The organism is Streptomyces sp. NPDC026515, assembly GCF_055567595.1.
This window is the reverse complement of the sequence record NZ_JBVHQD010000030.1, coordinates 64,991-87,110: the sequence shown is the minus strand read 5'-3', so window position 1 is coordinate 87,110 and position 22,120 is coordinate 64,991. Positions and strand designations below refer to the sequence as shown.

Annotated in this window: 22 protein-coding genes and 3 pseudogenes; 9 read left to right on the top strand and 16 right to left on the bottom strand. The window is 72.1% G+C overall.

What is annotated here, in order from left to right; genetic code table 11:
• Positions 1 to 91: 91 nt before the first annotated feature.
• The 5 genes from ACZ4O3_RS40210 to ACZ4O3_RS40190 all read right to left on the bottom strand — a co-directional run bounded on the left by ACZ4O3_RS40210 (position 92) and on the right by ACZ4O3_RS40190 (position 5,330).
• On the bottom strand, positions 92 to 757 hold the full coding sequence (locus ACZ4O3_RS40210; protein WP_362729245.1) for a response regulator transcription factor: 666 nt from the start codon (positions 755 to 757) through the stop codon (positions 92 to 94).
• On the bottom strand, positions 754 to 2,118 hold the full coding sequence (locus ACZ4O3_RS40205) for a sensor histidine kinase (protein ID WP_467727204.1): 1,365 nt from the start codon (positions 2,116 to 2,118) through the stop codon (positions 754 to 756). Before ACZ4O3_RS40205 ends, ACZ4O3_RS40210 begins: the two co-directional genes overlap by 4 nt.
• A gap of 97 nt (positions 2,119 to 2,215) precedes the next feature.
• Positions 2,216 to 3,091 carry an alpha/beta hydrolase gene (locus ACZ4O3_RS40200; protein WP_362729070.1) on the bottom strand — a complete coding sequence of 292 codons (876 nt, stop codon included), beginning with the start codon at positions 3,089 to 3,091 and terminating at the stop codon, positions 2,216 to 2,218.
• Between the two features lie 192 nt (positions 3,092 to 3,283).
• Entirely contained in the window at positions 3,284 to 4,492 is a 1,209-nt protein-coding gene (gene kynU, locus ACZ4O3_RS40195) for a kynureninase (RefSeq protein WP_362729068.1), read from the bottom strand.
• On the bottom strand, positions 4,485 to 5,330 hold the full coding sequence (locus ACZ4O3_RS40190) for a tryptophan 2,3-dioxygenase family protein (protein WP_362729066.1): 846 nt from the start codon (positions 5,328 to 5,330) through the stop codon (positions 4,485 to 4,487). The genes kynU and ACZ4O3_RS40190 overlap by 8 nt, the downstream gene beginning before the upstream one ends.
• Before the next feature lie 289 nt (positions 5,331 to 5,619).
• Between ACZ4O3_RS40190 and ACZ4O3_RS40185 the strand changes: the two genes are divergently transcribed.
• On the top strand, positions 5,620 to 6,039 hold the full coding sequence (locus ACZ4O3_RS40185) for a DUF3151 domain-containing protein (protein WP_362726229.1): 420 nt from the start codon (positions 5,620 to 5,622) through the stop codon (positions 6,037 to 6,039).
• A 172-nt stretch (positions 6,040 to 6,211) separates the two neighbouring features.
• Here ACZ4O3_RS40185 and ACZ4O3_RS40180 read toward each other — a convergent pair whose 3' ends face one another.
• The 8 genes from ACZ4O3_RS40180 to ACZ4O3_RS40145 form a co-directional block, all read right to left on the bottom strand.
• Positions 6,212 to 7,651 carry an MFS transporter gene (locus tag ACZ4O3_RS40180; RefSeq protein ID WP_362726232.1) on the bottom strand — a complete coding sequence of 480 codons (1,440 nt, stop codon included), beginning with the start codon at positions 7,649 to 7,651 and terminating at the stop codon, positions 6,212 to 6,214.
• A gap of 88 nt (positions 7,652 to 7,739) precedes the next feature.
• Positions 7,740 to 8,762 carry a class II fructose-bisphosphate aldolase gene (gene fbaA / locus ACZ4O3_RS40175; protein ID WP_362726235.1) on the bottom strand — a complete coding sequence of 341 codons (1,023 nt, stop codon included), beginning with the start codon at positions 8,760 to 8,762 and terminating at the stop codon, positions 7,740 to 7,742.
• A 168-nt stretch (positions 8,763 to 8,930) separates the two neighbouring features.
• Positions 8,931 to 9,479: an orotate phosphoribosyltransferase gene (pyrE, locus tag ACZ4O3_RS40170; protein WP_363012774.1), complete on the bottom strand. Its 549-nt coding sequence runs from the start codon at positions 9,477 to 9,479 to the stop codon at positions 8,931 to 8,933.
• A gap of 25 nt (positions 9,480 to 9,504) precedes the next feature.
• Entirely contained in the window at positions 9,505 to 10,293 is a 789-nt protein-coding gene (locus ACZ4O3_RS40165) for an aldose epimerase family protein (protein ID WP_362726240.1), read from the bottom strand.
• A gap of 92 nt (positions 10,294 to 10,385) precedes the next feature.
• Entirely contained in the window at positions 10,386 to 11,108 is a 723-nt protein-coding gene (locus ACZ4O3_RS40160) for an SRPBCC domain-containing protein (RefSeq protein ID WP_467727200.1), read from the bottom strand.
• A 201-nt stretch (positions 11,109 to 11,309) separates the two neighbouring features.
• The gene (locus tag ACZ4O3_RS40155) at positions 11,310 to 12,938 is read right to left on the bottom strand and encodes a polyamine aminopropyltransferase (RefSeq protein ID WP_467727198.1); all 1,629 of its coding nucleotides are present in this window, start codon (positions 12,936 to 12,938) and stop codon (positions 11,310 to 11,312) included.
• An 85-nt stretch (positions 12,939 to 13,023) separates the two neighbouring features.
• Positions 13,024 to 13,554, bottom strand: coding sequence for a DUF2617 family protein (locus ACZ4O3_RS40150; RefSeq protein WP_362728351.1), 531 nt, complete (start codon positions 13,552 to 13,554; stop codon positions 13,024 to 13,026).
• 335 nt (positions 13,555 to 13,889) lie between these two features.
• Entirely contained in the window at positions 13,890 to 14,150 is a 261-nt protein-coding gene (locus tag ACZ4O3_RS40145; protein WP_467727196.1) for a hypothetical protein, read from the bottom strand.
• 139 nt (positions 14,151 to 14,289) lie between these two features.
• Between ACZ4O3_RS40145 and ACZ4O3_RS40140 the strand changes: the two genes are divergently transcribed.
• Positions 14,290 to 15,480, top strand: coding sequence for a pyridoxal phosphate-dependent aminotransferase (locus tag ACZ4O3_RS40140; RefSeq protein ID WP_467727194.1), 1,191 nt, complete (start codon positions 14,290 to 14,292; stop codon positions 15,478 to 15,480).
• A gap of 266 nt (positions 15,481 to 15,746) precedes the next feature.
• Here the strand turns inward: ACZ4O3_RS40140 and ACZ4O3_RS40135 are convergent, their stop codons facing one another.
• Positions 15,747 to 16,010, bottom strand: a complete 264-nt coding sequence (locus ACZ4O3_RS40135; protein WP_045558184.1) for a type II toxin-antitoxin system RelE family toxin — start codon at positions 16,008 to 16,010, stop codon at positions 15,747 to 15,749.
• Positions 16,003 to 16,272 (bottom strand): type II toxin-antitoxin system Phd/YefM family antitoxin, encoded by a 270-nt coding sequence (locus ACZ4O3_RS40130; protein WP_467727192.1) that lies wholly within the window; start codon positions 16,270 to 16,272, stop codon positions 16,003 to 16,005. The genes ACZ4O3_RS40135 and ACZ4O3_RS40130 overlap by 8 nt, the downstream gene beginning before the upstream one ends.
• A 101-nt stretch (positions 16,273 to 16,373) precedes the next feature.
• On the opposite strand from ACZ4O3_RS40130, the pseudogene ACZ4O3_RS40125 reads away from it, so the two are divergent.
• From ACZ4O3_RS40125 to ACZ4O3_RS40115, 3 genes and pseudogenes are all read left to right on the top strand, one after another.
• Positions 16,374 to 16,706 (top strand): annotated as a pseudogene (locus ACZ4O3_RS40125) (aminotransferase class I/II-fold pyridoxal phosphate-dependent enzyme); the annotation flags it as partial.
• A gap of 148 nt (positions 16,707 to 16,854) precedes the next feature.
• Complete coding sequence (locus tag ACZ4O3_RS40120; RefSeq protein ID WP_037676836.1) at positions 16,855 to 17,112, top strand: type II toxin-antitoxin system Phd/YefM family antitoxin; 258 nt, start codon at positions 16,855 to 16,857, stop codon at positions 17,110 to 17,112.
• Positions 17,113 to 17,122: 10 nt separating this feature from the next.
• Positions 17,123 to 17,383 carry a Txe/YoeB family addiction module toxin gene (locus tag ACZ4O3_RS40115; protein ID WP_105973016.1) on the top strand — a complete coding sequence of 87 codons (261 nt, stop codon included), beginning with the start codon at positions 17,123 to 17,125 and terminating at the stop codon, positions 17,381 to 17,383.
• 65 nt (positions 17,384 to 17,448) lie between these two features.
• Here the strand turns inward: ACZ4O3_RS40115 and ACZ4O3_RS40110 are convergent, their stop codons facing one another.
• Positions 17,449 to 18,006 carry a hypothetical protein gene (locus ACZ4O3_RS40110; RefSeq protein ID WP_467727190.1) on the bottom strand — a complete coding sequence of 186 codons (558 nt, stop codon included), beginning with the start codon at positions 18,004 to 18,006 and terminating at the stop codon, positions 17,449 to 17,451.
• Positions 18,007 to 18,908: 902 nt separating this feature from the next.
• Here ACZ4O3_RS40110 and ACZ4O3_RS40105 point away from each other — a divergent pair.
• The 4 genes and pseudogenes from ACZ4O3_RS40105 to ACZ4O3_RS40090 form a co-directional block, all read left to right on the top strand.
• Positions 18,909 to 19,588, top strand: a pseudogene (locus ACZ4O3_RS40105) (DEAD/DEAH box helicase); the annotation flags it as partial.
• On the top strand, positions 19,585 to 20,202 hold the full coding sequence (locus ACZ4O3_RS40100; protein WP_467727188.1) for an SWIM zinc finger family protein: 618 nt from the start codon (positions 19,585 to 19,587) through the stop codon (positions 20,200 to 20,202). The pseudogene ACZ4O3_RS40105 and the gene ACZ4O3_RS40100, both read left to right, overlap by 4 nt.
• A gap of 185 nt (positions 20,203 to 20,387) precedes the next feature.
• Positions 20,388 to 20,810: pseudogene (locus tag ACZ4O3_RS40095) on the top strand (aminotransferase class I/II-fold pyridoxal phosphate-dependent enzyme); the annotation flags it as partial.
• A gap of 249 nt (positions 20,811 to 21,059) precedes the next feature.
• Entirely contained in the window at positions 21,060 to 22,118 is a 1,059-nt protein-coding gene (locus ACZ4O3_RS40090; RefSeq protein WP_467727206.1) for a hypothetical protein, read from the top strand.
• Positions 22,119 to 22,120: the final 2 nt, after the last annotated feature.

Here is a 22,120-nt window from a genome sequence, read left to right as displayed (position 1 = left end):
TCTCGCCGACCCACTCACCCATCGCCACAACACGAGTCTGGCCCTGCCGCTCACGCGGCAGGGCCAGAACCCCAAGATCTTCATCAGCCTTCTAGCCCGGGGTCACCAGCCGTGCCTCGTAGGCGAAGACCGCCGCCTGGGTCCGGTCCCGCAGGCCCAGTTTCACGAGGATGCGGCTCACGTGGGTCTTGATGGTCGACTCGGCCACCACCAGGCGTTCGGCCATCTCCGCGTTCGAGAGGCCCTTGGCGATGAGGACCAGGACCTCCGTCTCGCGGTCGGTGAGGTCGCCGTAGGCCGCATGCGCCGTGGACATCGGGCGCGGGGTGCCGGACAGCTTGGAGAACTCCGTGATCAGGCGCTTGGTGACCGAGGGCGCGAGCAGGGCCTCGCCCGCCGCCACCACCCGTACGCCGTCCGCCAGTTGGCGGGCCGACGCGTCCTTCAGGAGGAAGCCGGAGGCTCCGGCACGCAGGGCCTGGTACACGTACTCGTCCAGGTCGAAGGTGGTCAGGACCAGGACCTTGGCCGTGCCGTCGCCGGCCACGATCTCCCGCGTCGCCTCGATGCCGTTCAGCTCGGGCATCCGGATGTCCATCAGCACCACGTCGGGGGCGAGTTCACGGACCCGGTCCACCGCCTCACGGCCGTTCACCGCCTCGCCGACGACCTCGATGTCCGGCATCGCGTTCAGCAGGACCGAGAAGCCCTCGCGCACCATCATCTGATCGTCGGCGATCAGTACGCGGATGGTCATGCGTCACCTTCGGCAGGGGTGAGGGCCGGCAGGAAGACCGTCACCTCGTAGCCTCCCTCGGCCGTCGGAGCCGCCGTCATCTCGCCGTTCAGCATCGACACGCGCTCCCGCATGCCCGTGATGCCGTGGCCGGCGCCGGGCGACGGCTCGAGGAGGGCCGGCCGGGGCGGGGGGCCGTTGACCACGCGCAGGCCGAGGCCGCCGAGGACATAGCCGATCTCGACGCGGGCGCTCGCTCCCGGCGCGTGCCGCAGGGTGTTGCTGAGCGCCTCCTGGACGATCCGGTACGCCGACAGCTCGACACCCTGCGGGAGTTCACGGACCGCGCCGGTCACCCCCTTGTCGACGGTCAGCCCCGCCTCCCGCACGTTGGCGAGCAGCGCGTCCAGGTCGGCGAGGGTGGGCTGCGGGGCGTCGGGGGCCGCGTAGTCCTCGGCACGGACCACGCCGAGCACGCGGCGCAGCTCGGTGAGTGCCGCCACCGCGTTCTCCCGGATCGTGACGAACGCCTTCTCCAGCTCCGGCGGCGGGTTCTCCACCCGGTAGGGGGCCGCCTCCGCCTGGATGGCGACGACGGACATGTGGTGGGCCACCACGTCGTGCAGTTCGCGGGCGATCGTGGTCCGCTCCTCCAGGAGCGTGCGCCGGGACCGCTCGTGTGCCGTCTCCGTCTGCTGGGCGGTCACCGTCTGTTCGGCCTCCCGGCGGATCTGCCGGACGCTGACGGTCAGCAGGGCGATCGCGGAGACGACCATCATCGAGCCGACGTCGTTGCTGTAGTGGCCCCCGCCGAGGACCGAGACGAACGAGCAGCCGTAGAGCGCGGTGATCGCCCACATCCAGGCCGCCGTGCGTGGACGCGTGCGGACCGCGACGACGGTGAGCACCACCAGGTGGGAGATGAAGCCGCCCGTCGTCCACGGCCAGTCGGCCCACGCGTCGGACAGCAGGGTGCCGATCCAGCTCGCGACCAGCGACAGCCAGAAGGCGCCGACCGGACGTGCCAGCGTGAGCAGGACCGGTGCCACCACGACCACGCCCACCAGCAGCCCCCCGGCCGATCCCACCGGACGGTCGGCGACGGCCGCCAGCAGCGCCACGGCGCCGGCCGCGGCCACCGCGAGGTGGGGGGTCCAGACCGCGAGCTCCCGCCGGCGTCCGGACAGGCGGCGGATCCGCGGACCGTCGCCGCTCAGCGGGGGCAACGGCCGGTAGGCGAAGGCATCCTGGAACAGGTCCTGCCACAGCCTGCCCAGGGCGTCCAGCGCGGCCCGGATCTCCGGACTGCGCGGCTTGTACGGTTCGAACGCACCATCCGGCGGTTCCGGCGGCATCGCCTGTGTGTGGGTCGTCTCGGTCACGTACACGACCGTAGGACGAGCCGGGGGTCACCGTCGTCACCAGTGAGAAGGGTCCTCGGGCATCCGTCTCAGGTACTACGGGCACCGGGAGCCGGCGTCACCACGCCAGTTGGGCGATCTCCTCCGCCACCACCGCGCACGCGTCCGCCGCCGGGTCGATCAGCGGGAAGTGGCCGACGTCCTCCAGCAGCGTCAGGCCCACCACCTCGCCCGCCTTGGCCGCCGCGTCGGCGTAGGCCTCGGCCACCGCCTGCGGGACGACGTCGTCCGTGCGGCCCTGGACGAGGGTGGTCGCGATGCCGGTGGGGAGCAGCAGCGCCGGGTCGGCATAGCGCTGCCGGTCGGTGAACTGGTCGTTGCCCCCGAGGAGTTGGAGGGCCGCGTGGCCGCAGACCTCCAGCTTCTCCGCCATCGCGAAGTCGGCGATCGGGGCCAGGGCCACCACGCCCCGCAGCGGCGACGGGCCGGAGGTGCGCCATGCGGCGTCCGCGGGGAGGACGTGCCGCGCCGCGGCCCACAGCGCCAGGTGTCCGCCGGCCGAGTGGCCGGTGAGGACCGTGCGGCGCAGGTCCGCCTGGGGCAGCGCCTCGCCGGCCAGCGCGGGCAGGGCGTCCAGGGCGGCCGCGACGTCGTCGAAGGTGTCCGGCCAGCGGCCGGCCACCGGGGCCGTGCCGCCCTGCTGGGGCAGGGTCGCACCGCGCCGGTACTCGACGTTGGCCACCGCGAAGCCGCGCCGGGCGAGGAAGTCGGCGAAGGGGGTGACGTGGCCGCGGTCGTACGGCGCCCGCCACGCGCCTCCGTGCAGAACCACGACCAACGGGGCCACGGTCTCGCCACCGCGCGGAACGTAGAAGTCGATCACCTGGTCGGGGTGGTCGCCGTAGGCCGCGGTGGCATCGGGCGCGACGTGCGGGTGCGAGAAGGCGGACTCCTCCTCGGCGGCGGCCCGTTCTGCTGCGGCGTCGTCCGGCATGCTCCAACCTCTCAGCGGCGTAGTGACTTTGGCGGACCAGGTGGGGAATTCGGCCGTTGGCCGGGACGGTATCAGGCCGGTGACGTGCGGCGACACGTGGATGTCACGCACGGTGAGGAATACCCGGTTCTGTACCGTCCCGGCCTTTCCCGACCGGGTCGTCGTGTCCGCATGTCGACTCGCCGCGGGGTGCTACACGGCCTCCGCCAGCACCCGCGCCGCCCGTTCCACGTCCGCGAAACCGACGTACAGCGGGGTGAAGCCGAAGCGGAGGACGTCGGGATGCCGGAAGTCCCCGACCACCCCGCGCTCGATCAGCCGTTTCATCACGTCCCCGGCGTCCGGGCAGCGCAGCGCGATCTGGCTGCCGCGCTCCTCGTGCGCCAGCGGGGTCACGCACTCGACGCGGCCGGCCGGCAGGTACGCCTCGACGCACTCCAGGAAGAAGTCCGACAGGGCCAGGGACTTGGCCCGGACGGCGGAGACCGGCACCTCGTCCCAGACCTCCAGCGCCGCCTCCAGGGCCAGCATGGACAGGATGTCCGGGGTGCCGACGCGGCCGCGCACCGCGCCCGCGGCCGGTTCGTACTCCGAGCGCATCCCGAACGGCTCGGCGTGCGAGTTCCAGCCGGGCAGCGGCGAGTCGAAGCGGTCCTGGAGGTCGCTGCGGACGTACAGGTAGGCCGGTGACCCCGGCCCGCCGTTCAGGTACTTGTAGGTGCAGCCGACGGCCAGGTCGACCCCGTGCTCGTCGAGGCCGACCGGCAGCGCGCCCGCGCTGTGGCACAGGTCCCAGACGGCCACGGCCCCGGCCGCGTGGACCGCGGCGGTGAGGGACGGCAGGTCGTGCAGCCGGCCCGTGCGGTAGTCGACGTGGTTGAGCAGGACGGCCGCCGTGCGGTCGCTCAGCGCGGCGCGCACGTCCGCCGGTGTCACCGGCCGCAGCACACACCCCGTCATCCGGGCCGCCGAGTCGGCGATGTAGCCGTCGGTGGGGAAGGTGGTCGCGTCGACGACGATCTCGTCCCGTCCCTCCCCCGCCAGCCGCACCGCGCCGACCAGGGCCTTGAAGACGTTGACGCTGGTGGAGTCGCCGACCACGATCTGGCCGGCCGCCGCGCCGACCAGCGGGGCGATCCGGTCGCCGATCCGCTCCGGCGCCGTCCACCAGCCGCTCTCGTCCCAGGACCGGATGCGCAGTTCGCCCCACTGCCGCCGGACGACGTCCTCGACCCGGCCGGGGACATGCGCGGGCAGGGCGCCCAGTGAGTTGCCGTCCAGGTAGACGCCCGCGGCGTCAGCCGCACGGCCGGAGGCGGAGTCGAGGACGAACCGGGAGCGCACCCCGGCGAGCTCGTCCGCCGCGTCCAGCTTCTCCGCGCGCAGGGCCAGCTCAGACATGGGACCTCGCCGTCCACAGCTCCGGGAACACGTTCTTGCGGGCCCGCTTCTCCAGCCAGGCGACGCCGGCCGAGCCGCCGGTGCCGGGCTTGGCGCCCATCGCGCGGCGGGTGGCGACCAGGTGGTCGTTGCGCCAGCGCCAGACCAGTTCGGCGACATCGGTGAGCGCCTCGCCGAGGCGGGCGAGGTCGGCGTCCCCGTCACCCGAGTAGACCGCCGTCCAGGCGGCCTCGACGGCGTCCGAGGGGTCGTACCGCCCGGACACGTCACGGTGCAGCACCGCGTCCGGGACCGGGTGGCCGCGGCGCGCGAGGAGCCGTACCACCTCGTCGTACAGGCTCGGCTCGTGCAGCGCCTTCTCCAGTTCCGCGTGGACGCGGGGGGCGCCGCGGTGCGGGACCAGCATGGACGCGGACTTCTCGCCGAGCAGGAACTCCATCCGCCGGTACATCGCCGACTGGAAGCCGGAGCCCTCGCCGAGGGCGGAGCGGTAGGAGTTGAACTGGGCGGGGGTGAGCTGGCCGAGCGGCTTCCAGGAGGCGTTCAACGCCTCCAGCTCACGGGTGGAACGCTTCAGCGCGTTGATCGCGGCGGGGATGTCGTCACCGCGCAGGGCGCGGGCCGCGGTCTCCCACTCGTGGACGATGACGGTGAACCACAGCTCCATGACCTGGGTCGTGACCAGGAAGACCATCTCTCCGGGGTCATCGGAGAGGGTGTGCTGGAGATGGGTGAGCACGTCCGCCCTGACGTAGTCCTCGTACGGCGTGGTGCCGGCGAAGTCGAGATGCGGGGTCTCGGGCTCCGAAGCCTCGGGCGGCTGAGCCTGAAGGGACATCGCTGTCTCCTGTTGTGTACTCCGGGTAGCGGTCCGCCCCTGCCGTTCTCGACACGGGGGCCCCGGTCCCCACCCGCATCTTGCGCAACGTACCCCGCACACGGCAAGGCCCGCCCGCTGCCAGACCGGCCACACCCGTCACGCCCGCCCCCGGTCACCCGGCCGGGCTACCGCCGCGCGCGTCCTGCGACCCGGCTGCGGCTCGGGGTCCGCCGGGGGGGGCCGGCCGGGACGCGGGCCTGCGGCGGCTGCCCGCCGACGCGGTGGCCGGCGGTGGCAGACTGGCGCCATGACGACGCACAAGAACCTGCTCGGCGGCCCGGAGCCGACCTATCTGCCCGAGAACGAAGAGGCGTACCGCCTGCTGGGCGAGGAGAAACTGGCTCCGGTCGAGGTGGCGGCGAAGTTCCCGACCTTCTCGCTGGCCTGGGCACTGCTAGCCGACGACGCGTTCGAGCGCGGCGCGGTCGTCGAGTCGTACGCCTACGCGCGCACCGGCTACCACCGCGGGCTGGACGCCCTGCGCCGCGCCGGCTGGAAGGGACACGGTCCCGTCCCCTGGGACCACCGGGCCAACCGCGGCTTCCTGCGCTGCCTGGGCGCACTCGGCCGGGCCGCCGGCGAGATCGGCGAGCAGGACGAGTACGAGCGCTGCCGGCAGTTCCTGAAGGACAGCAGCGCGGAGGCGTACGCGGAACTCAAGGGCTAGCGCACCGCAGGGCGGCGAAGGGTCCTGGGTGTGTTGCGAAAGTCCCGTCGTTCGCCCGAACGGCGGGCCGCGCGGTGTCAGGTGCGTGCTCTGGGGGTGCGGCGAGTGGGGGCACCTCCCATCCCCTTCAGGCAACGGGGGAGCGCGCATGGCGTCGCACGGCAGGCGGGACCTAGCGGCCCTTCGCCTCCAGTGGTGGTGTGACGACGTTTCCGTGGGTGCGGCACTCCGGGCGGACGCAGCCCGGGGCCGGCCTGCGGACCAGCGCGAACGCCAGGGCCGAGCCGGCCACCAGCACCCCCGCGCAGATCGGCATGGCCCGGTCGAACGCCGCGTCGAACCTCAGGGGCGACCGGTAGGCCTCCGGGCCCATCCCCGCGAGCAGCGGCAGCGCCGCCACCGCGATCAGGCTCGCCGCGCGGGCCGCCGCGTTGTTGATGCCGCTGGCGATGCCCGCCCGGGCCGTGTCCACGGAGGCGAGGACCGAGGCGGTGAGCGGGGCCACCAGGGTGACCATGCCGGCGCCCATGACCACGACCGCCGGGAAGACGTCCCCCAGGTAGCTCGCGTGCTCGCCCACCCGCAGCATCAGCATCATCGCCGTGGCACAGAGCAACGGTCCGACGGTCAGCGGCAGCCGGGGCCCGATCTTGTCGGCCAGCGCGCCCGAGCGGGCCGAGAAGAGCAGCATCAGCGCGGTGCTGGGCAGCAGGGCGGTACCGGCGGCCAGCGCCGAGTAGCCCGCCACCACCTGGAGCTGGAGCGCGGTGAGGAAGAAGTAGCCGCCGAAGGCGCCGTACACGCACAGGGTGACCACGTTGAGCGCGGTGAACTGGCGGGAGCCGAAGATGTCCAGCGGGAGCATCGGATCCTGGCGGCGCTTCTCGACGTACACGAAGGCCACGCCGGTGGCCACGCCCGCGAGGGCGAGCAGCGACGTGGTCCCGGCCTCGATCAGCGCGTAGGTCACGAACCCGAGGGTCAGCGCGGCCAGCACCGCGCCGAGGACGTCGAAGCGGCCGTGGGCGCGCCCGTCGGCCGACTCCGGGACGTGGCGCAGGGCGACGGGGACGCAGAGCAGGGCCAGCGGGACGTTCAGCAGGAACACCCAGCGCCAGCCGGGGCCGTCCACCAGCCAGCCGCCCAGGAACGGGCCGATGGCCGCGCCGATGCCGCCGAAGCCGGACCAGAGGCCGACCGCCTTCGCCCGGTCGTCGGGGTGGAAGGACGCCTGGATGAGGGCGAGCGACCCGGGGGTGAGGAGGGCACCGCCGATGCCCTGCAGGGCGCGGGCGGCGATCAGCACGATGTCGTTGGGGGCCAGGCCGCACAGCAGCGAGGCGGCGGCGAACCAGACGACGCCGAGCACGAAGATCTTCCGGCGGCCGTACTGGTCGCCGAGCGAGCCGCCGAGCAGGATCAGCCCGGCCAGCGTCAGCATGTACGCGTTGACCGTCCACTGCAGGGCCGACAGGCTGGTGCCCAGGTCACGCCCGATGCGGGGCAGGGCGACGTTGACGACGGTCGAGTCCAGCAGCGCCATGCTGGAACCGAGGACGGTGGTGAACAGAATCCACTTGCCCTGTACGGAGGCCAGCCGGACGTCGGACATGGGTCCAGGTATACAGCGGACCCGGCGCCGTAGCACCGGGTCCGCCGAAACCGCGACGTGGCTGTTGTACGACCGCCGTATGAACGCTTTACTTGATCTTGTTGCCCGCCGAGCGCAGGTGCTGCGTGGCCTCGACGACACGCGCGGCCATGCCCGCCTCGGCCAGCTTGCCCCAGGTGCGCGGGTCGTAGGTCTTCTTGGAGCCGACCTCGCCGTCGACCTTCAGGACGCCGTCGTAGTTCTTGAACATGTGGTCGGCGACCGGACGGGTGAAGGCGTACTGGGTGTCGGTGTCCAGGTTCATCTTCACGACGCCGTTCTCCAGCGCGGTGGCGATCTCCTGCTCGGTGGAGCCGGAGCCGCCGTGGAAGACGAAGTCGAACGGGGACGCCTTGCCGAACTTCGCCGCCACGCCGTCGGCCAGGTCCTTGAGCAGCTCGGGGCGGAGCACGACGTTGCCCGGCTTGTACACGCCGTGCACGTTGCCGAAGGAGGCGGCGAGCAGGTAGCGGCCCTTCTCACCCAGGCCCAGCGCCTCGGCGGTGCGGATCGCGTCCTCGACGGTGGTGTAGAGGGAGTCGTTGATCTCGTGCGAGACGCCGTCCTCCTCGCCGCCGGTCGGGGTGATCTCGACCTCGAGGATGATGTTGGCCGCGCGGGCCTGCTCGAGCAGTTCCTGCGCGATGGCCAGGTTGTCCGCGAGGGTCTCGGCGGAGCCGTCCCACATGTGCGACTGGAACAGCGGGGTCAGGCCGGCCTCGACGCGCTTCCTGGAGATCGCGATCAGCGGACGTACGTACGCGTCGAGCTTGTCCTTCGGGCAGTGGTCGGTGTGCAGCGCGATGTTGACCGGGTACTTCTCGGCGATGACGTGCGCGAACTCGGCGAGCGCGACCGCTCCGGTCACCATGTCCTTGCTGTACTGGCCGCCGAGGAACTCGGCACCACCGGTGGAGATCTGGACGATGCCGTCGCTCTCCGCCTCCGCGAAGCCGCGCAGCGCAGCGTTCAGGGTCTGGCTCGAGGTGACGTTGATGGCCGGGTAGGCGAACTTGCCTGCCTTCGCCCGGTCGAGCATCTCGCTGTAGACCTCGGGGGTTGCGATGGGCATCTGTCCGCTCCTTGGGTGTGCGGGTCGGCGTACTGCTGGTTCTCTGCGGCCCTGACCTAGACCTTGAGGTACGACGTCATCGTCGTCCCCATCTTTCCAGACATGAACCGATGCTCCGGGCGCCGGGCGCCGGTCGCATCCGGCTCAATCCCACCCGTCGGCCGGGTGTCAGTCCAGTCCCAGTTCATCCTTCGAGAAGGCGAACAGGTACGGCACGCCCGCGCCTTCGCGGATCTTCTCGTCGGCGCCGGTGGCCCGGTCGACGATGGTCGCGACGGCGACGACCTCGGCGCCGGCCTCGCGCACGGCCTCCACGGCGGCGAGCGGGGAGCCGCCGGTGGTGGAGGTGTCCTCCACGACGAGGACCCGCCGGCCCTTGATCTCCGGCCCCTCCACCCGGCGCTGCAGCCCGTGCGCCTTGGCCGCCTTGCGGACGACGAACGCGTCGAGGCGGCGGCCGCGGGCGGCGGCCGCGTGCAGCATCGCGCCGGCGACCGGGTCCGCACCCATGGTGAGGCCGCCGACGGCGTCGAACTCCAGGCCGTCGGTCAGGTCGAGGAGCACCTGGCCGACCAGCGGCGCGGCCTCACCGTCGAGGGTGACGCGGCGGAGGTCGACGTAGTAGTCCGCCTCCAGCCCCGACGACAGGGTCACCCTGCCGTGCACCACGGCCTTGTCCTTGATCTGTTGCAGCAGCTCAGCGCGTACGTCCGTCATGCCGACCAGCTTAGAGGTGACGGGCTCAGAGGCGGCGCCAGGTCCACGTGGTGGTGGCTTCCAGCGGCTCCAGCGGGGTGACGAGCCGGGGAAGCGTGTTGAGACCGTTGGGCGGCCCGGTCTGCGGCTCCACGCACACGGCCGCGTCCTGCTCGTCGTAGACCACGACCCACTGCTCGCGGCTGGCGACCTTCAACTCCAGCTGTCCCGGCCAGGTCAGGGTGACGTCGACGCCGTCGGGCATGCCGAAGCAGTCGTCCCAGGGGCCGGGCCGGGGGTCGACGCGGTTGCCGGTGGGCAGGTGGTCCGCGCCGCGTTCCTCCTGCCAGGCGGGGGTGAAGTCGACCTGGGCGTCCTGGCCGCCGAGGTTGCGGTTGAACCAGGGATGCCAGCCGATCTGCGCCGGGAAGGAGTTGTCGTACGTCTCCACGGCCATCGTCAGCGTCAACGAGTCCTCGGTGAGCCGCACGGCGTGCGTGACGCGGGCCGGATGCGGCCAGGGATCGCCGAGTTCGCAGGTGATCACGGCCTCGTCCGCGGAGCGGCGGGCGGTGCGCCAGGCGCCGTCGCGGGCGGTGCCGTGGATGGCGTGCGGCGGGGAGTTGAGCGGCATCTGGACGATGTCGGCGCCGTCCCGGAAGCGGCCGTCCCGGATGCGGCCGCACCACGGCACCATCGGGAAGCAGCCGAAGCGGTCGCCCTGGCGGAGGAGTTCGAGGGAGCCCACCTCCAGTCCGGCGATCCGGCCGCCGTTGCCGGGGTGCAGGTGGAGGGTGGCGTCGCCTGCGGTCAGCGTGATGTCTTCGTTACTCACGGGATGACAGTACTGGGGCCGGGCGGCGGGTTCCGGGTGCGGGTGGATGGGGGCCGGTCGCGCGGTTCCTCCCCGGCGCCCCTGGGGGGACGTCAGCGGCGTCTGCGCAGTGCCCGCGTCACCACGATCGCCGACGCCAGGGCCAGTGCGGCCGCCGGTGCGGCCCACCGCAGGGCCGAACCCGCCGCCACCGTCTGCGGTGCCGGCACCGGCGCGTAGCGGCCGCGGGGCGGTGCGTGGTCGACCTCCTCCGCGCTGCGGCCGATCATCGTGCGGCGGGCGTGGGCCGCCTCGGCGAAGATCTCGGGCAGCGGCTCCTCGGCCGGCTCGGGCGCCAGGGACGGCGGCGGCACCTCCGTCTCGAAGACCGGCACCGGTGGGTCCGGGGACTCGGGGTGCGCCTCCGCCAGTCCCTCCACGAAGCGGTTGAGCAGCCGTGTCGCCGCCGACTCCACCGCCTCCGGCGCCAGTTCGGCGACCCGTCCGTCGGCGGAGGCGGAACCGGTCACCGTGACCTCGCAGCCCTCGTCGGTGTCCGCGAGCCGGAACGTGAGCGCCACCTTCACCGTGCCGGTGCCGCGCGCCTCGGTGGCGTCGCCGTCGACCGCGTAGGAGCCGTCGTCACGGGCGCTGACCCGCAGGGTGCCCCGGTAGGTGATCGAGTGGCTGCCGATCCGGACCTTGACGCGGCCGGTGCCGGGGGCGGACTCCATGTCCTGCTGGAGGCCGGGGAGCGCCCGGGCGACCCGCGCGGGGTCGGCCAGCGCCTCCCTGAGCCGCGAGGCCGGGGCCGGGACGTACACCTGGTGCTCCATGCCGACTGAGCCTACCCAGGAGTCACGCCGCCGTACCCTCCACGACGCCCCGGCACGACGCCGAGGCCCGGCCTCGCGGTGGACGGGCCGGTACGCAGCGCCCCGGACCACCGCCCGCCGTCCACAGCCCGTGTCCGCGCGCACTCCCCGCGGCACACCGCACCGCTCCAGGGCGCGCGCTCCCGGAGGACGGGACCGGGCTCACAGGCGCGGGTCGACCAGCGTGGACGCCGGCAGACGCGTCCGCGGGGGCCTCAGCACGTCCTCCCGCAACTCCCGCACGGACAGCGTGAACAGCCGCGGACCGCCTGCCGCCAGCCACAGCCGAGGCCCGCGCGGACCCCTCGCCGCCAGGACGAAACCCCAGTCGTGCGGGGCCCTGGACTGGGCCCTGGACTCGCCCGCCGAACGGCCGGGGTCGCGGCCGGGCACCCGGTAGGCGGTCGTCGCCAGGCCGGCCGCGCGCATGGTCGCCGCCACCGTCCAGAAGTCGCGGGGACGGGCCCGGACCGGGCCGGCGTGCACGGCCAGACGGCCGCCCGGGGCCAGGACGCGGCGGGCCAGGCCGTAGAACTCCTCGGAGTACAGCTTGGCGCCGGCCGTGACGCCGGGGTCGGGCAGGTCGGCGATCACGACGTCGTACGCGGCGCGCGGGGCGGCCCGGCGCAGCCAGCAGAAGGCGTCGGCGGTGACCACGTGGACGCGCGGGTCGTCGTAGGCGTGCGCGTTGAGCGCGGCGAGGCCGGGGTCGGTGCGGGCGAGGCGGACCAGGTCCGCGTCGAGTTCGACGACGTCGACACGGTCGACGCCGGTGTGCCGGAGCACCTCGCGCGCGGCCATGCCGTCGCCGCCGCCGAGGATCAGCACGCGCGCGTGCGGGCCGCTCATCGCCGGGTGGACGAGGGCTTCGTGGTACCGGCGTTCGTCGCGGCCGCCGACGCGCAGCCGGCCGTCGAGGAAGAGGTCGAGGGGACGGCCGTGGGTGCCGCCGGTGAGGACCACCTCCTGGACGTCCGTCCGGACGGCGACCCGGACGTCGGCGCCGTAGACCGCGTGCCGTGCGGCCCGTTCGAAGTCCTGGACGTGGGCGGCGGCGGAACCGAGGACGCCGAGGACGGTCACGTTGACCGCGAGGAGGGTCCAGCGGGCCCGGCGGGACAGATCGCGGCGGAACAGGCCGAGGACCAGGGCGCCGCCGGCCACGGCGTTGACCGTGCCGGTGAGCAGGGCGCCCGTCAACTGGCCCAGGAAGGGCAGCAGGAGGAACGGAAAGGCCAGGCCGCCGACCAGCGCGCCGACGTAGTCCGCCGCGAACAGGTCGGCCACCGCGCCGCCCGCGTCCTGGCGGCGGATGCGCTGGATGAGCTCCATCAGCAGCGGCACCTCGGCACCGATCAGCAGGCCGATGGCGAGGGAGAACGCGACCAGGAGCCAGCGCGGACCGGTCGACCACAGGCCGCCCCAGCCGCCGGTCCAGGCGAAGACGGCGTACAGGACCAGGGCGCTGCAGCCGCCGACCAGCGCCAGCGCGGCCTCCACCGCGCCGAATCCGGCCGCCGCGTGCCAGCGCAGCCGCTTCGCGGCCAGTGAGCCGACGCCCATCGCGAAGACCATCACGGACAGCACGACGGAGGTCTGGGTGACCGAGTCGCCGATCAGGTACGAGGCGAGCGCGACGAGTTCGAGTTCGTACACCAGCCCGCAGGCCGCGCAGACGAAGACGCACGCCAGGACCAGGAGCCGGCCCGTCCCCGGCCGCACGGGCAGCGGCGCGGGGGCACCCCAGGCCGGCGGTGCGCCGGGAGGGGCGGGTGGGTGCGGATCGATCACTCTGCGACGTTACGTCACTCGCTCGGTACGCTTCGTCACCCACACGTGTGGAAATCAGCCGTCCTTGACGGCGCGTCGGTTTATGTCATCGGGGGACGGATCGGGCCGCCGGCACCCGTACGCCGACCCTCGTCCGGGTCGCCACCAGCTGGCCGTCCTGCGGGTACGCGTGCCAGGTACGCCAGTGCACCTGGCCCTCGTGGCGCTGGGCGAGCAGTGCGGTGAACGCGTGCGGGCTGCCCGGGAAGACCCCGGCGAGGCCGTACGGGTGCTCGGAGACGAGGGCGAGCAGTTCCTGGGCGCGGCCGGCGAAGGAGCCGGGAGACAGCACCTCGACGCGCGCCGCGAACTCGTACTCCCAGTCGCCTACGCGCTTGGCGACTCCGAGCGGCAGGGGGGTGCTGGACCCCGGGATGCACGCCACCGTCTCCGAACAGCCGCCGCACTCCTCCTCCAGGAGAACCTGGTGGGACGCGCCCAGCAGTCTGAGCTGCAGCTTCGCCCCGGACAGTTCCAGGTCGAGGGTGGCCAGGGCGGGCAGCGGCTCGCGACCGAGGGCCCAGGCGAGGTCGGCCGCGCGCGTATCGCTGTAGGTGGTGTTCAGGGTCGTGAGCATGGATCGGCTCCGCTAACACGCAAATGGGGAGGAGGGTGGTCCGGCGCACCTCGGTGGACACCGGGAGATCGGCCCCGGCCGGCCCAGCCGGGGGAGGGGTGTCGTCAGGACGTCCGAGGCGCTGCTTTGGTGATTTAGAGGGAATCATGAACTGTGGCGCCACCACAGCGTTTTTACCCAACTTCGTGGGGTTTCCATCCCTCAGAGGGCTCCACAGCTCAACTGTTCAACCACGTGGAGCGCCCTGGTCCCTCCGGCGCACGACGTGGCGCCCGGGGAGAGCCACCCGCTCTACGTCCGGACGCCCCGCTCCCCCGTGTCCCCCGAGGCCTCGGTCAGCTGCCCCCGCCGCAGCCGCCCCCGCCGCCGCACGACGACCCGCCGCCGCACGAGGAGTGGCCTCCTCCGCACGAGTGACCCCCGTGACCCCCGTGGCCGCCGTGGCCGCCGCCGGAGGACGACCCCGAGTCCCCCGCCCACCAGCTGCCGCCGGAGGACGAGGAGATTCCGCTCCGTCCGGCACCCTTGCGGACCACGCCCGCGACGATCGCCAGGCAGACGATCGCGGCCACCAGCACGATGAGGACGGTGCCCATGGCGTCACCTTCTTTCGGTTCGCGCGGAGCGACCCCCCGTGGGCGCCCCGGCCGCCGCGTGACCGCGGCGTGAGCCGGTGATGCCCGGCCCTCCGGTCGGCGAAAGCAGAGTTGAGGAACTCCAGAGCTTGGGCGCAGGATGACCGGCATGACCTCCAGCGAACGCCCTCTGCTGAATCGCCGGCTCGCCGAGTTCGGGACCACGATCTTCGCCGAGATGTCGGCCCTGGCGCTCCGCACCGGGTCCATCAACCTGGGGCAGGGGTTCCCGGACACCGACGGCCCCGAGGAGGTCAGGGAGGCGGCCGTGCGGGCGCTGCGCGAGGGGCACGGCAACCAGTACCCGCCGGGGCCGGGCGTCCCCGAGCTGCGCACCGCGATCGCCGCGCACCAGGAGCGCCGGTACGGGCTGTCGTACGACCCGGACGCGGAGGTACTGGTCACGGCCGGCGCGACGGAGGCGATCGCGGCCGCCCTGCTGGCCCTCGTGGAGCCGGGTGACGAGGTGGTCGCGCTGGAGCCCTACTACGACTCCTACGCGGCCTGTATCGCCATGGCCGGCGGCACCCGGGTCCCGGTCACCCTCCGCCCGGACGGCGCCGCCTTCCGCCTGGACCTCGACGAACTGCGCGCGGCCGTCACCCCCCGCACCCGGCTCCTGCTGGTCAACACCCCGCACAACCCGACCGGCACGGTGCTCACCCGCACCGAGCTGACCGCGATCGCCGAACTGGCGGTCGAACGCGACCTCCTGGTCGTCACCGACGAGGTCTACGAGCACCTGGTCTTCGACCCGGCCGGGCACCTCCCCCTCGCCACCCTGCCCGGCATGCGCGAGCGCACGGTCACCATCGGGTCGGCCGGCAAGACCTTCTCCTTCACCGGCTGGAAGGTCGGCTGGGTGACCTCGACGCCGGAGCTGGTCGCCGCCGTGCGGTCGGCGAAGCAGTTCCTGACGTACGTGGCCTCGGGCCCCTTCCAATACGCCGTGGCCGAGGCCCTGCGCCTGCCCGACTCCTACTTCGCGGACTTCCGCGCGGACATGCTGGCCAAACGGGACCTGCTCGCGGGCGGCCTGGAGCAGGCGGGCTTCAGGGTCTTCCGCCCGGCCGGCACGTACTTCGTCACCACCGACATCCGCTCCCTCGGCGAGAGCGACGGCTCTGCCTTCTGCCGCGCCCTGCCGGAACGCTGCGGGGTGGTCGCCATCCCGAACGAGGTCTTCTACGACCACCGCGAACAAGGCGCACCCTTTGTTCGATTTGCTTTCTGCAAACGGACAAGCGTGCTGGAGGAGGCGGTATCCCGGCTCAAGTCGCTGGCCGCGTAACAGCCGTACGGTCTGGGCTCCTCCGTGGACCTCAGCCCCGCACCGGAGGAGTCACCTGTCAGCAGACACCATCGCGACGCATGGCCACGATGCCGGCGAGCGCTTCGGCGACACGAAACTGCACGTCGCCCTTCCTGCGGTCTCCCCTCTCACTCCAGCCGGCCTGGCGCCTGCATCGTCTGCGGTGCAGGCTGTTACGGGCCCGGCCTCTTCATTGATCCCGTGTTGGATCGGTGCTGGATATTCTGACCCGACGTCAGGAGTGCTCAGGTGTCGTAGACGGTGGAGCGATGCCCGACGTGTACGACCCACACCACCAGCTCGCCGTTGTCGATTGTGTAGATCACGCGGTAGTCGCCTACCCGTAGGCGGCGCCGGTCGGGCTGGGAGACGAGGGCCGTGGTGTTGAACCCCATCGGGTCGCTCTCCAGCTCGGTCAGCTTGGCCAAAATCCGGAGGGCCATGTCTCGCGGCACCTTGCGGAGTTCGGCCTGAGCCTCGGCTCGGAAGACGGTGCGGTACTCACTCACCGCGCGCCAGCGTCTCCCTCATGATGTCCTCGATCGGGATGCCGGGTGCCGGATTGGTCATGCGCTCGTCGATGATCCGGTTGATCTCGCGCTCTTCCCACTCCTGGTATTTGCGCAGCACCTCGATGGACACCACGGCGGCGACCTGCTTGCCGCGCCGGGTGATGACGGTAGGTACGTCGTCCCGGTCGGCCCGCTCCACGACCTCGGCCAGGTGTGCCCGGACATCGCGGATCGACTCTATGGGCATGGGCTGTGTCATGCGCCCAAGAGTATCGAGTGTCCCATGTGTACACAACAGCTCACTGCCGCTCGGGGGTGTAGCCCTGTGGGCCCTCATGCGAATGAGTGCGCGAACGAGGCGTGGCCTGGGTGACGGCGACCCAAGAACTCACCTCCGCCGTCCGTTCCGCCAAGCGGGATCAGCTCGATGCGGGAATCACCGACGCCGGCTTCCGGGTCCTCCGGCCGGCCGGGACGTACTTCATCACGACCGACATCCGCCCGCTCGGCGAGAGCGACGGCGCCGCTTTCTGCCGTGCCCTTCCGGAACGCGCGGGCGTCGTCGCGATCCCCAACGCGGTCTTCTACGACCACACGGAGACGGGCGCCCCCTATGTCCGGTTCGCGTTCTGCAAGCGCACCGAGGTACTGACAGAAGCGGCGGAACGGCTCCGCAAGGCATTCGCAGGCTGACCGCCGTCCTTGCGGAACGGCCGATGCGTTCCCCGCTGCCTGCCACGTCTCGCCCGCCACGAAACTTCCGCGCTGCGGCTGTCATTCCGGTGCTTGCCATACCGACAGAGACAGACGTACAATTTCCTGTACGTAAAGGGGGTCGATCATGAAGACCATGACGTATTCCGAGTCGCGCGCACGGTATGCCGAGGTGCTCAACTCCGTCACCGATGACCGCGAAGAGGTCGTCATCACCCGGGCCGGACATGAGCCGGTCGTCATCGTCTCCCTTGAGGACTACGAGTCCCTGAAGGAGACGGCGTACCTGCTGCGGAGCCCGGCGAACGCCCGGCGTCTGCTCGCGTCCATCGACGAGCTGGAAAACGGCGGCGGCACCGTACGCGAGCTGGCGACCGACGAATAGGGGCCGCGAGTTGAAGATCACCTTCTCCTCCCGTGCCTGGGAGGACTACCTGTGGTGGCAGCTTCAGGACCGGAAGATCCTGAAGCGCATCAACACACTCATCGCGGACATCGCCCGGAACGGCAACGAGGGGATCGGCAAACCAGAACCCCTCAAGCACGGGTTCCAGGGCTACTGGTCGCGCCGCATCAACGACGAGCACCGACTGATCTACAAGGCCACCGAGGACAGCGTCCTGATCGCCCAGTGCCGCTACCACTACGAGAGCTGACCGAACTCGACCGGATTGAGCACAGCCTCCGTCGGCCTCAGCGTAGAGTACGGCACGTCGGCGCCTCATTCTCGATGCCAGGATCCGACTTTGGTCGCGGACCTGCGCAGTCGCTTGGCCAGCGCCTTGTCCCGAACCCTCAGAAGCCGCCCTGCCGCCTCCAGCACGGCCCCGGTGGCGGGGTGGCGGCAGCGCCACAGGTCGTCGGCGTTCTGTTCCAGCTGCGGCAGCACCGAGTCCCCCTCCTGTTCCAGGAACATGGCGAGTGCCTCGTCCGCCACGCCGAGCGGGCCCCACAGATGGTCCACGAGCCCCCACAGCTGGAGTTCCGGGCCGTGTCCTTCGGGGATCTCACCACGGTCGGCCAGCGTGATCGCCGCGGTCTCTGCGCAGCCGGGGACCTGGGAGGCCGCGGCTTTGCGCAGGACCGCGAGCGCTCGCGGTTCATCGAGTTCCGCGAGCACCGGCGCGGCGGCAAGGCGGCGGAGGGCGGCATCGGCTTCCAGACCGGCGCAGGCGTCGATGAGCTGGACCGCGGCTGAGCCCTGGCCCCGATGACTGATCCATCCGGTGATCTCGGAGTGGGCGGACTCCTGGTCGTAGTCGAGCAGGGCGTCGAGCAAGGCCGGGGCGTCTGCGTCGGCCAGTTCGCCGACGAGAGGAGCGTGGAATCCCTCGGCGAGCAGGTACTGGCGCAGTCCGTGGCGTCCCAGCGGAGTGAGCCGGAGCCGTGTCCCGGCCGGCGGTGTGCCGTCGCCGTCCTCGGCACTCGCCTCGATACCGAGGATGCCGAGGATGACGTGCTCCCGCTGCCGGCTCGCTCCGGACCGGTCTCGACCTCCGCCGCCTGATACTCGGCGAGGACAACGGCTGCCTGGTCGAGGATCTGCAGGAGGAACAGTTCGACCAGCCGCGCCTCCTGCTTCGGGAGCCCCTCGCGGAGTGCGCCGACGAGCAGCGCGGTGTCCAGCCATTCGCCGTCGGGAACCTCGTACAGCACCCGCAGCACCACCGCCGGCAGGCCGTGGCCGTCCTCGTCCTCGATGTCCGGCGCGCCCAGCAGCACCGGGGACAGGCCGAGATTCCCGAGGTCGTTCAGATCGTCGAGTTCGTCCCCGAGCGCATGGCACCAGAGTTCCAGTACTCCCTCGTCGTCCGCGGTAGCGGGCAGGCCGCTACCGGGGTGGGCGACGCCCCTGCCGATCTCCACCAGGTCCCCGTACACGGCGAGCCGCCAGGGGACGTCCAGGCAGGGCAGGTCTCCGGAGCTGCGCAGGCGGGCCAGCCGCTCGTCGCGCTCCTCGGGCCGGAGTGCGCTCAGTTCGTCGTCCTGGGTCCAGAGTGCGAGTTCCTGGACGGCCTGGCGGCCCAGTGCGGGCTTGAGCACGTCCCGGGACGTGACGGCTTGTCCGCCCTGGCACCAGTGGGCCAGGCGGAGGGCGGAGGCGATCAGCGGCACCTGCCGGGCGGCCGCGGCGAGTTCCGCGCGAGGTGCGAGGGAGACGGGTCGCACCGGGACGGACTCCTGGTACGCGAACTCATGGACGAGATCGAGGAAAAACAGGGCATGGCGCGGCGTGCGGCCTGGTGATGAAGCTCCTCACCGGCGTGAAACAGATCTGCAACCACCCCGCGCAGTTCCTGAAGGAACCCGCGAGTGCCAGGCTCCCGGGCCGCTCGGGGAAACTGGAACTCCTGGACGAACTCCTGGACACCGTCCTGGCCGAGGACGAATCGGCTCTGGTCTTCACTCAGTACGTGGCGATGGGCACGCTGATCGAACGCCACCTGGCCGGCCGCGGCGTGGACACCCTGTTCCTGCACGGAGGCACCACGGTCAAACGCCGCGAGGAGATGGTCGACGCCTTCCAGACCGGCGAGAAGAAGGTGTTCCTGCTGTCCCTCAAGGCCGCCGGGACCGGTCTGAACCTGACCCGGGCCGGACACGTCATCCACTACGACCGCTGGTGGAACCCGGCCGTGGAGGACCAGGCCACCGACCGCGCCTACCGGATCGGACAGACCCCGCCGGTCCAGGTGCACAAGCTGATCGCCGAGGGCACCGTGGAGGACCGGGTCGCCGAGATGCTCCGCCACAAGCGGGAACTGGCCGACTCGGTGCTCGCCTCGGGCGAGGCGGCCTTCAGCGAACTGAGCGACAGCGAACTGGCCGAACTGGTCACACTGCGAAGGACGGGACGATGACCGGGCGTAGCCGGCCGGGCGAGTCGGCTGCCCGTACCTTCGAGGCACTCCCGCCGGCCAAGGGCAGCCGCGCGCCCTTCGCCGACTCCTGGTGGGGCCGCGCATGGCTGCGCTCCCTGGAGGAGTCCTCCCTGGACTCCTGCCGCCTCTCGCGCGGCCGGACCTACGCGCGCGGCGGCGCGGTCGGACCGGTCACCGTCGCCCCCGGCTCGGCTGCCGCCCCGGTACAGGGCAGCCGCCGCGCCCCGTACCGTTCCACGGTCCAGGTCGAGCAGCTGACGGACCAGCAGTGGGACCGGCTGCTCGACATGATCGCCGAGCGGGCCGCGAACATCGCCGGGCTGCTGGACGGCGAGATGCCCGCCGGGCTCGCCGACGACGCGGCAGCCGCCGGTGTCCCGATGCTGCCCGGCCCACGGGACCTCGACCCCGAGTGCAGCTGCCCCGACTGGGGCTACCCCTGCAAACACGCCGCGGCCCTCTGCTACCACGTCGCCCGGCTTCGTCCACCGGCAGCCCCTGCTCCCCGGCCCACCGAACCAGGCGGTCGGCCAGCAGCGCACGCGCGGCCTCGAACTCCTCCTCGGCCTCGGGTTCGAACCGCATCCGCATGAAATCTCGTCCACCTGTCTGCAGCAGTCGTTGCCGTGCCACGCTATCGCCGAACAGGGGCCGGCAACTCGGCCGAGGACGAGCGGGCCCACTACCTCAGGGCAGTACGTGGTGGTAGCCGGAGATCCGCAGAGGGGCCTGTCGCACGCCATACGAATAGGTAGGCCAACGAGGTGTCGGCCGGGTGACCTCGACGCCGGAGCTGGTCACGGCGGTCCACTCGGCCAAGCAGTTCCTGACGTACGTCTCCTCGGGCCCCTTCCAGTACGCGGTCGCGGAGGCCCTCGCCCTCCCGGACGCCTGTTTCGAGGCCTTCCGCGACGACATGCGGGCCAAGCGCGACATCCTCGCCGCGGGCCTCACGGAGGCGGGCTTCAAGGTCTACGACACCGCCGGCACGTACTTCATCACCACCGACATCCGCCCCCTCGGCGAGACCGACGGCTTCGCCTTCTGCCGCTCCCTCCCGGAACGGGCCGGCGTCGTCGCCATCCCCAACGCGGTCTTCTACGACCACCGGGAGGCCGGAGCACCCTTCGTACGGTTCGCGTTCTGCAAACGCCCGGAAGTCCTGAATCAGGCGGCGGAGCGGTTGCGGCGACCGGGGTAGGCGTCCCCGATACCACCCCCGGAAGCGTCGGCGGTCCGCGCCACGCCAGTCGGTGGGCGCCCCCGCTACCCCATCGGGCGCACATTTCTCGCACTTCGCCCCGGTCCCCCGCAGGGTGCGAGTGTGAGCCACGCCAGCACCACCGCCAGTACGACCAGCAGCACCGCCCCCGGCGCCGCCGCTCTCACCCCGTCCTTCGCGGCGGGCGGCGTCGCGCTGGGGCTGTTCGCGGCGGCCCGGCTCACCGGCATGGCCGTGGTCGCGCTGACCGCCTGGGCGGGCGGCAGGCATCCGCTGACCCTGCTCGGCCGGTCCTGGGACTCGGTCTGGTACCTCGGCATCGCGGCGCACGGCTACGGCCGCACCCTGTACTTCCGTCCCGACGTCGTCCACAGCGACCTGGCGTTCTTCCCGCTCTATCCGGGACTGGTCCGCGTCCTGACGGCCGTCACCCCGCTGAGCGGGGCGGGCGCCGGCCTGCTGGTGTCCTGGACGGCCGCCGCCGTCGCCGCCGCAGGCATCTACGCGGTGGGCGCCCGGCTGCACGGCCGCGCGGTGGCCACGGCCCTCGTCGTCCTGTGGGGCCTGCTCCCGCACTCCGTCGTGCTGTCCATGGCGTACACGGAACCGGTCCTGACCGCGTTCGCCGCCTGGTCCCTGTACGCGGTGCTGGCCGGAAACTGGCTGTGGGCGGGCAGCCTGGCCACCCTGTCGGGCCTGTCCCGGCCGAACGGCTTCGCGGTCGCGGCGGCCGTGCTGCTCGCCGCCGCCTGCGAGATCCGCCGCCGCCGCGGCCGGGTTGCCCACAGGCTGTGGACGGGCGCGGCGCTCGCCCCGCTCGGCTGGCTCTCGTACGTCCTGTGGGTGGGCCGCCGCACCGGCGATCCGCTGGGCGGCTACTTCGGCGTGCAGCGCCTGTGGGGCTCACGCTTCGACCTCGGCCGGGGCTCGCTCCGCTTCGTCCGCGGCCTGCTGCTGCGCGGCGACCGCTTCGTCTTCCCGATGGCCCTGGTGATCGTGGCGGCGGCGGTGGTGCTCTTCGCGCTCCTGCTGCTGGACCGGGCGCCGCTCCCGCTCGTCGCCTACACCGCCGTGCTCCTGCTGATCACGCTCGGCGGCTCGGGCTTCTTCGAGTCCAAGCCCCGCTTCCTGCTGCCGGCCTTCCCCCTCCTGCTCCCCCTGGCCCGGGCACTGGTCCGCACGGCGAGAGCCCGGCCCTGGCACGCGACCGTGGTGGTCGCGGCCCTGGCCGGGCTCTCGTTCGGCTACGGCGCGTACCTGGTCGTCCTCGCCGGCACACCCCTGTAGCG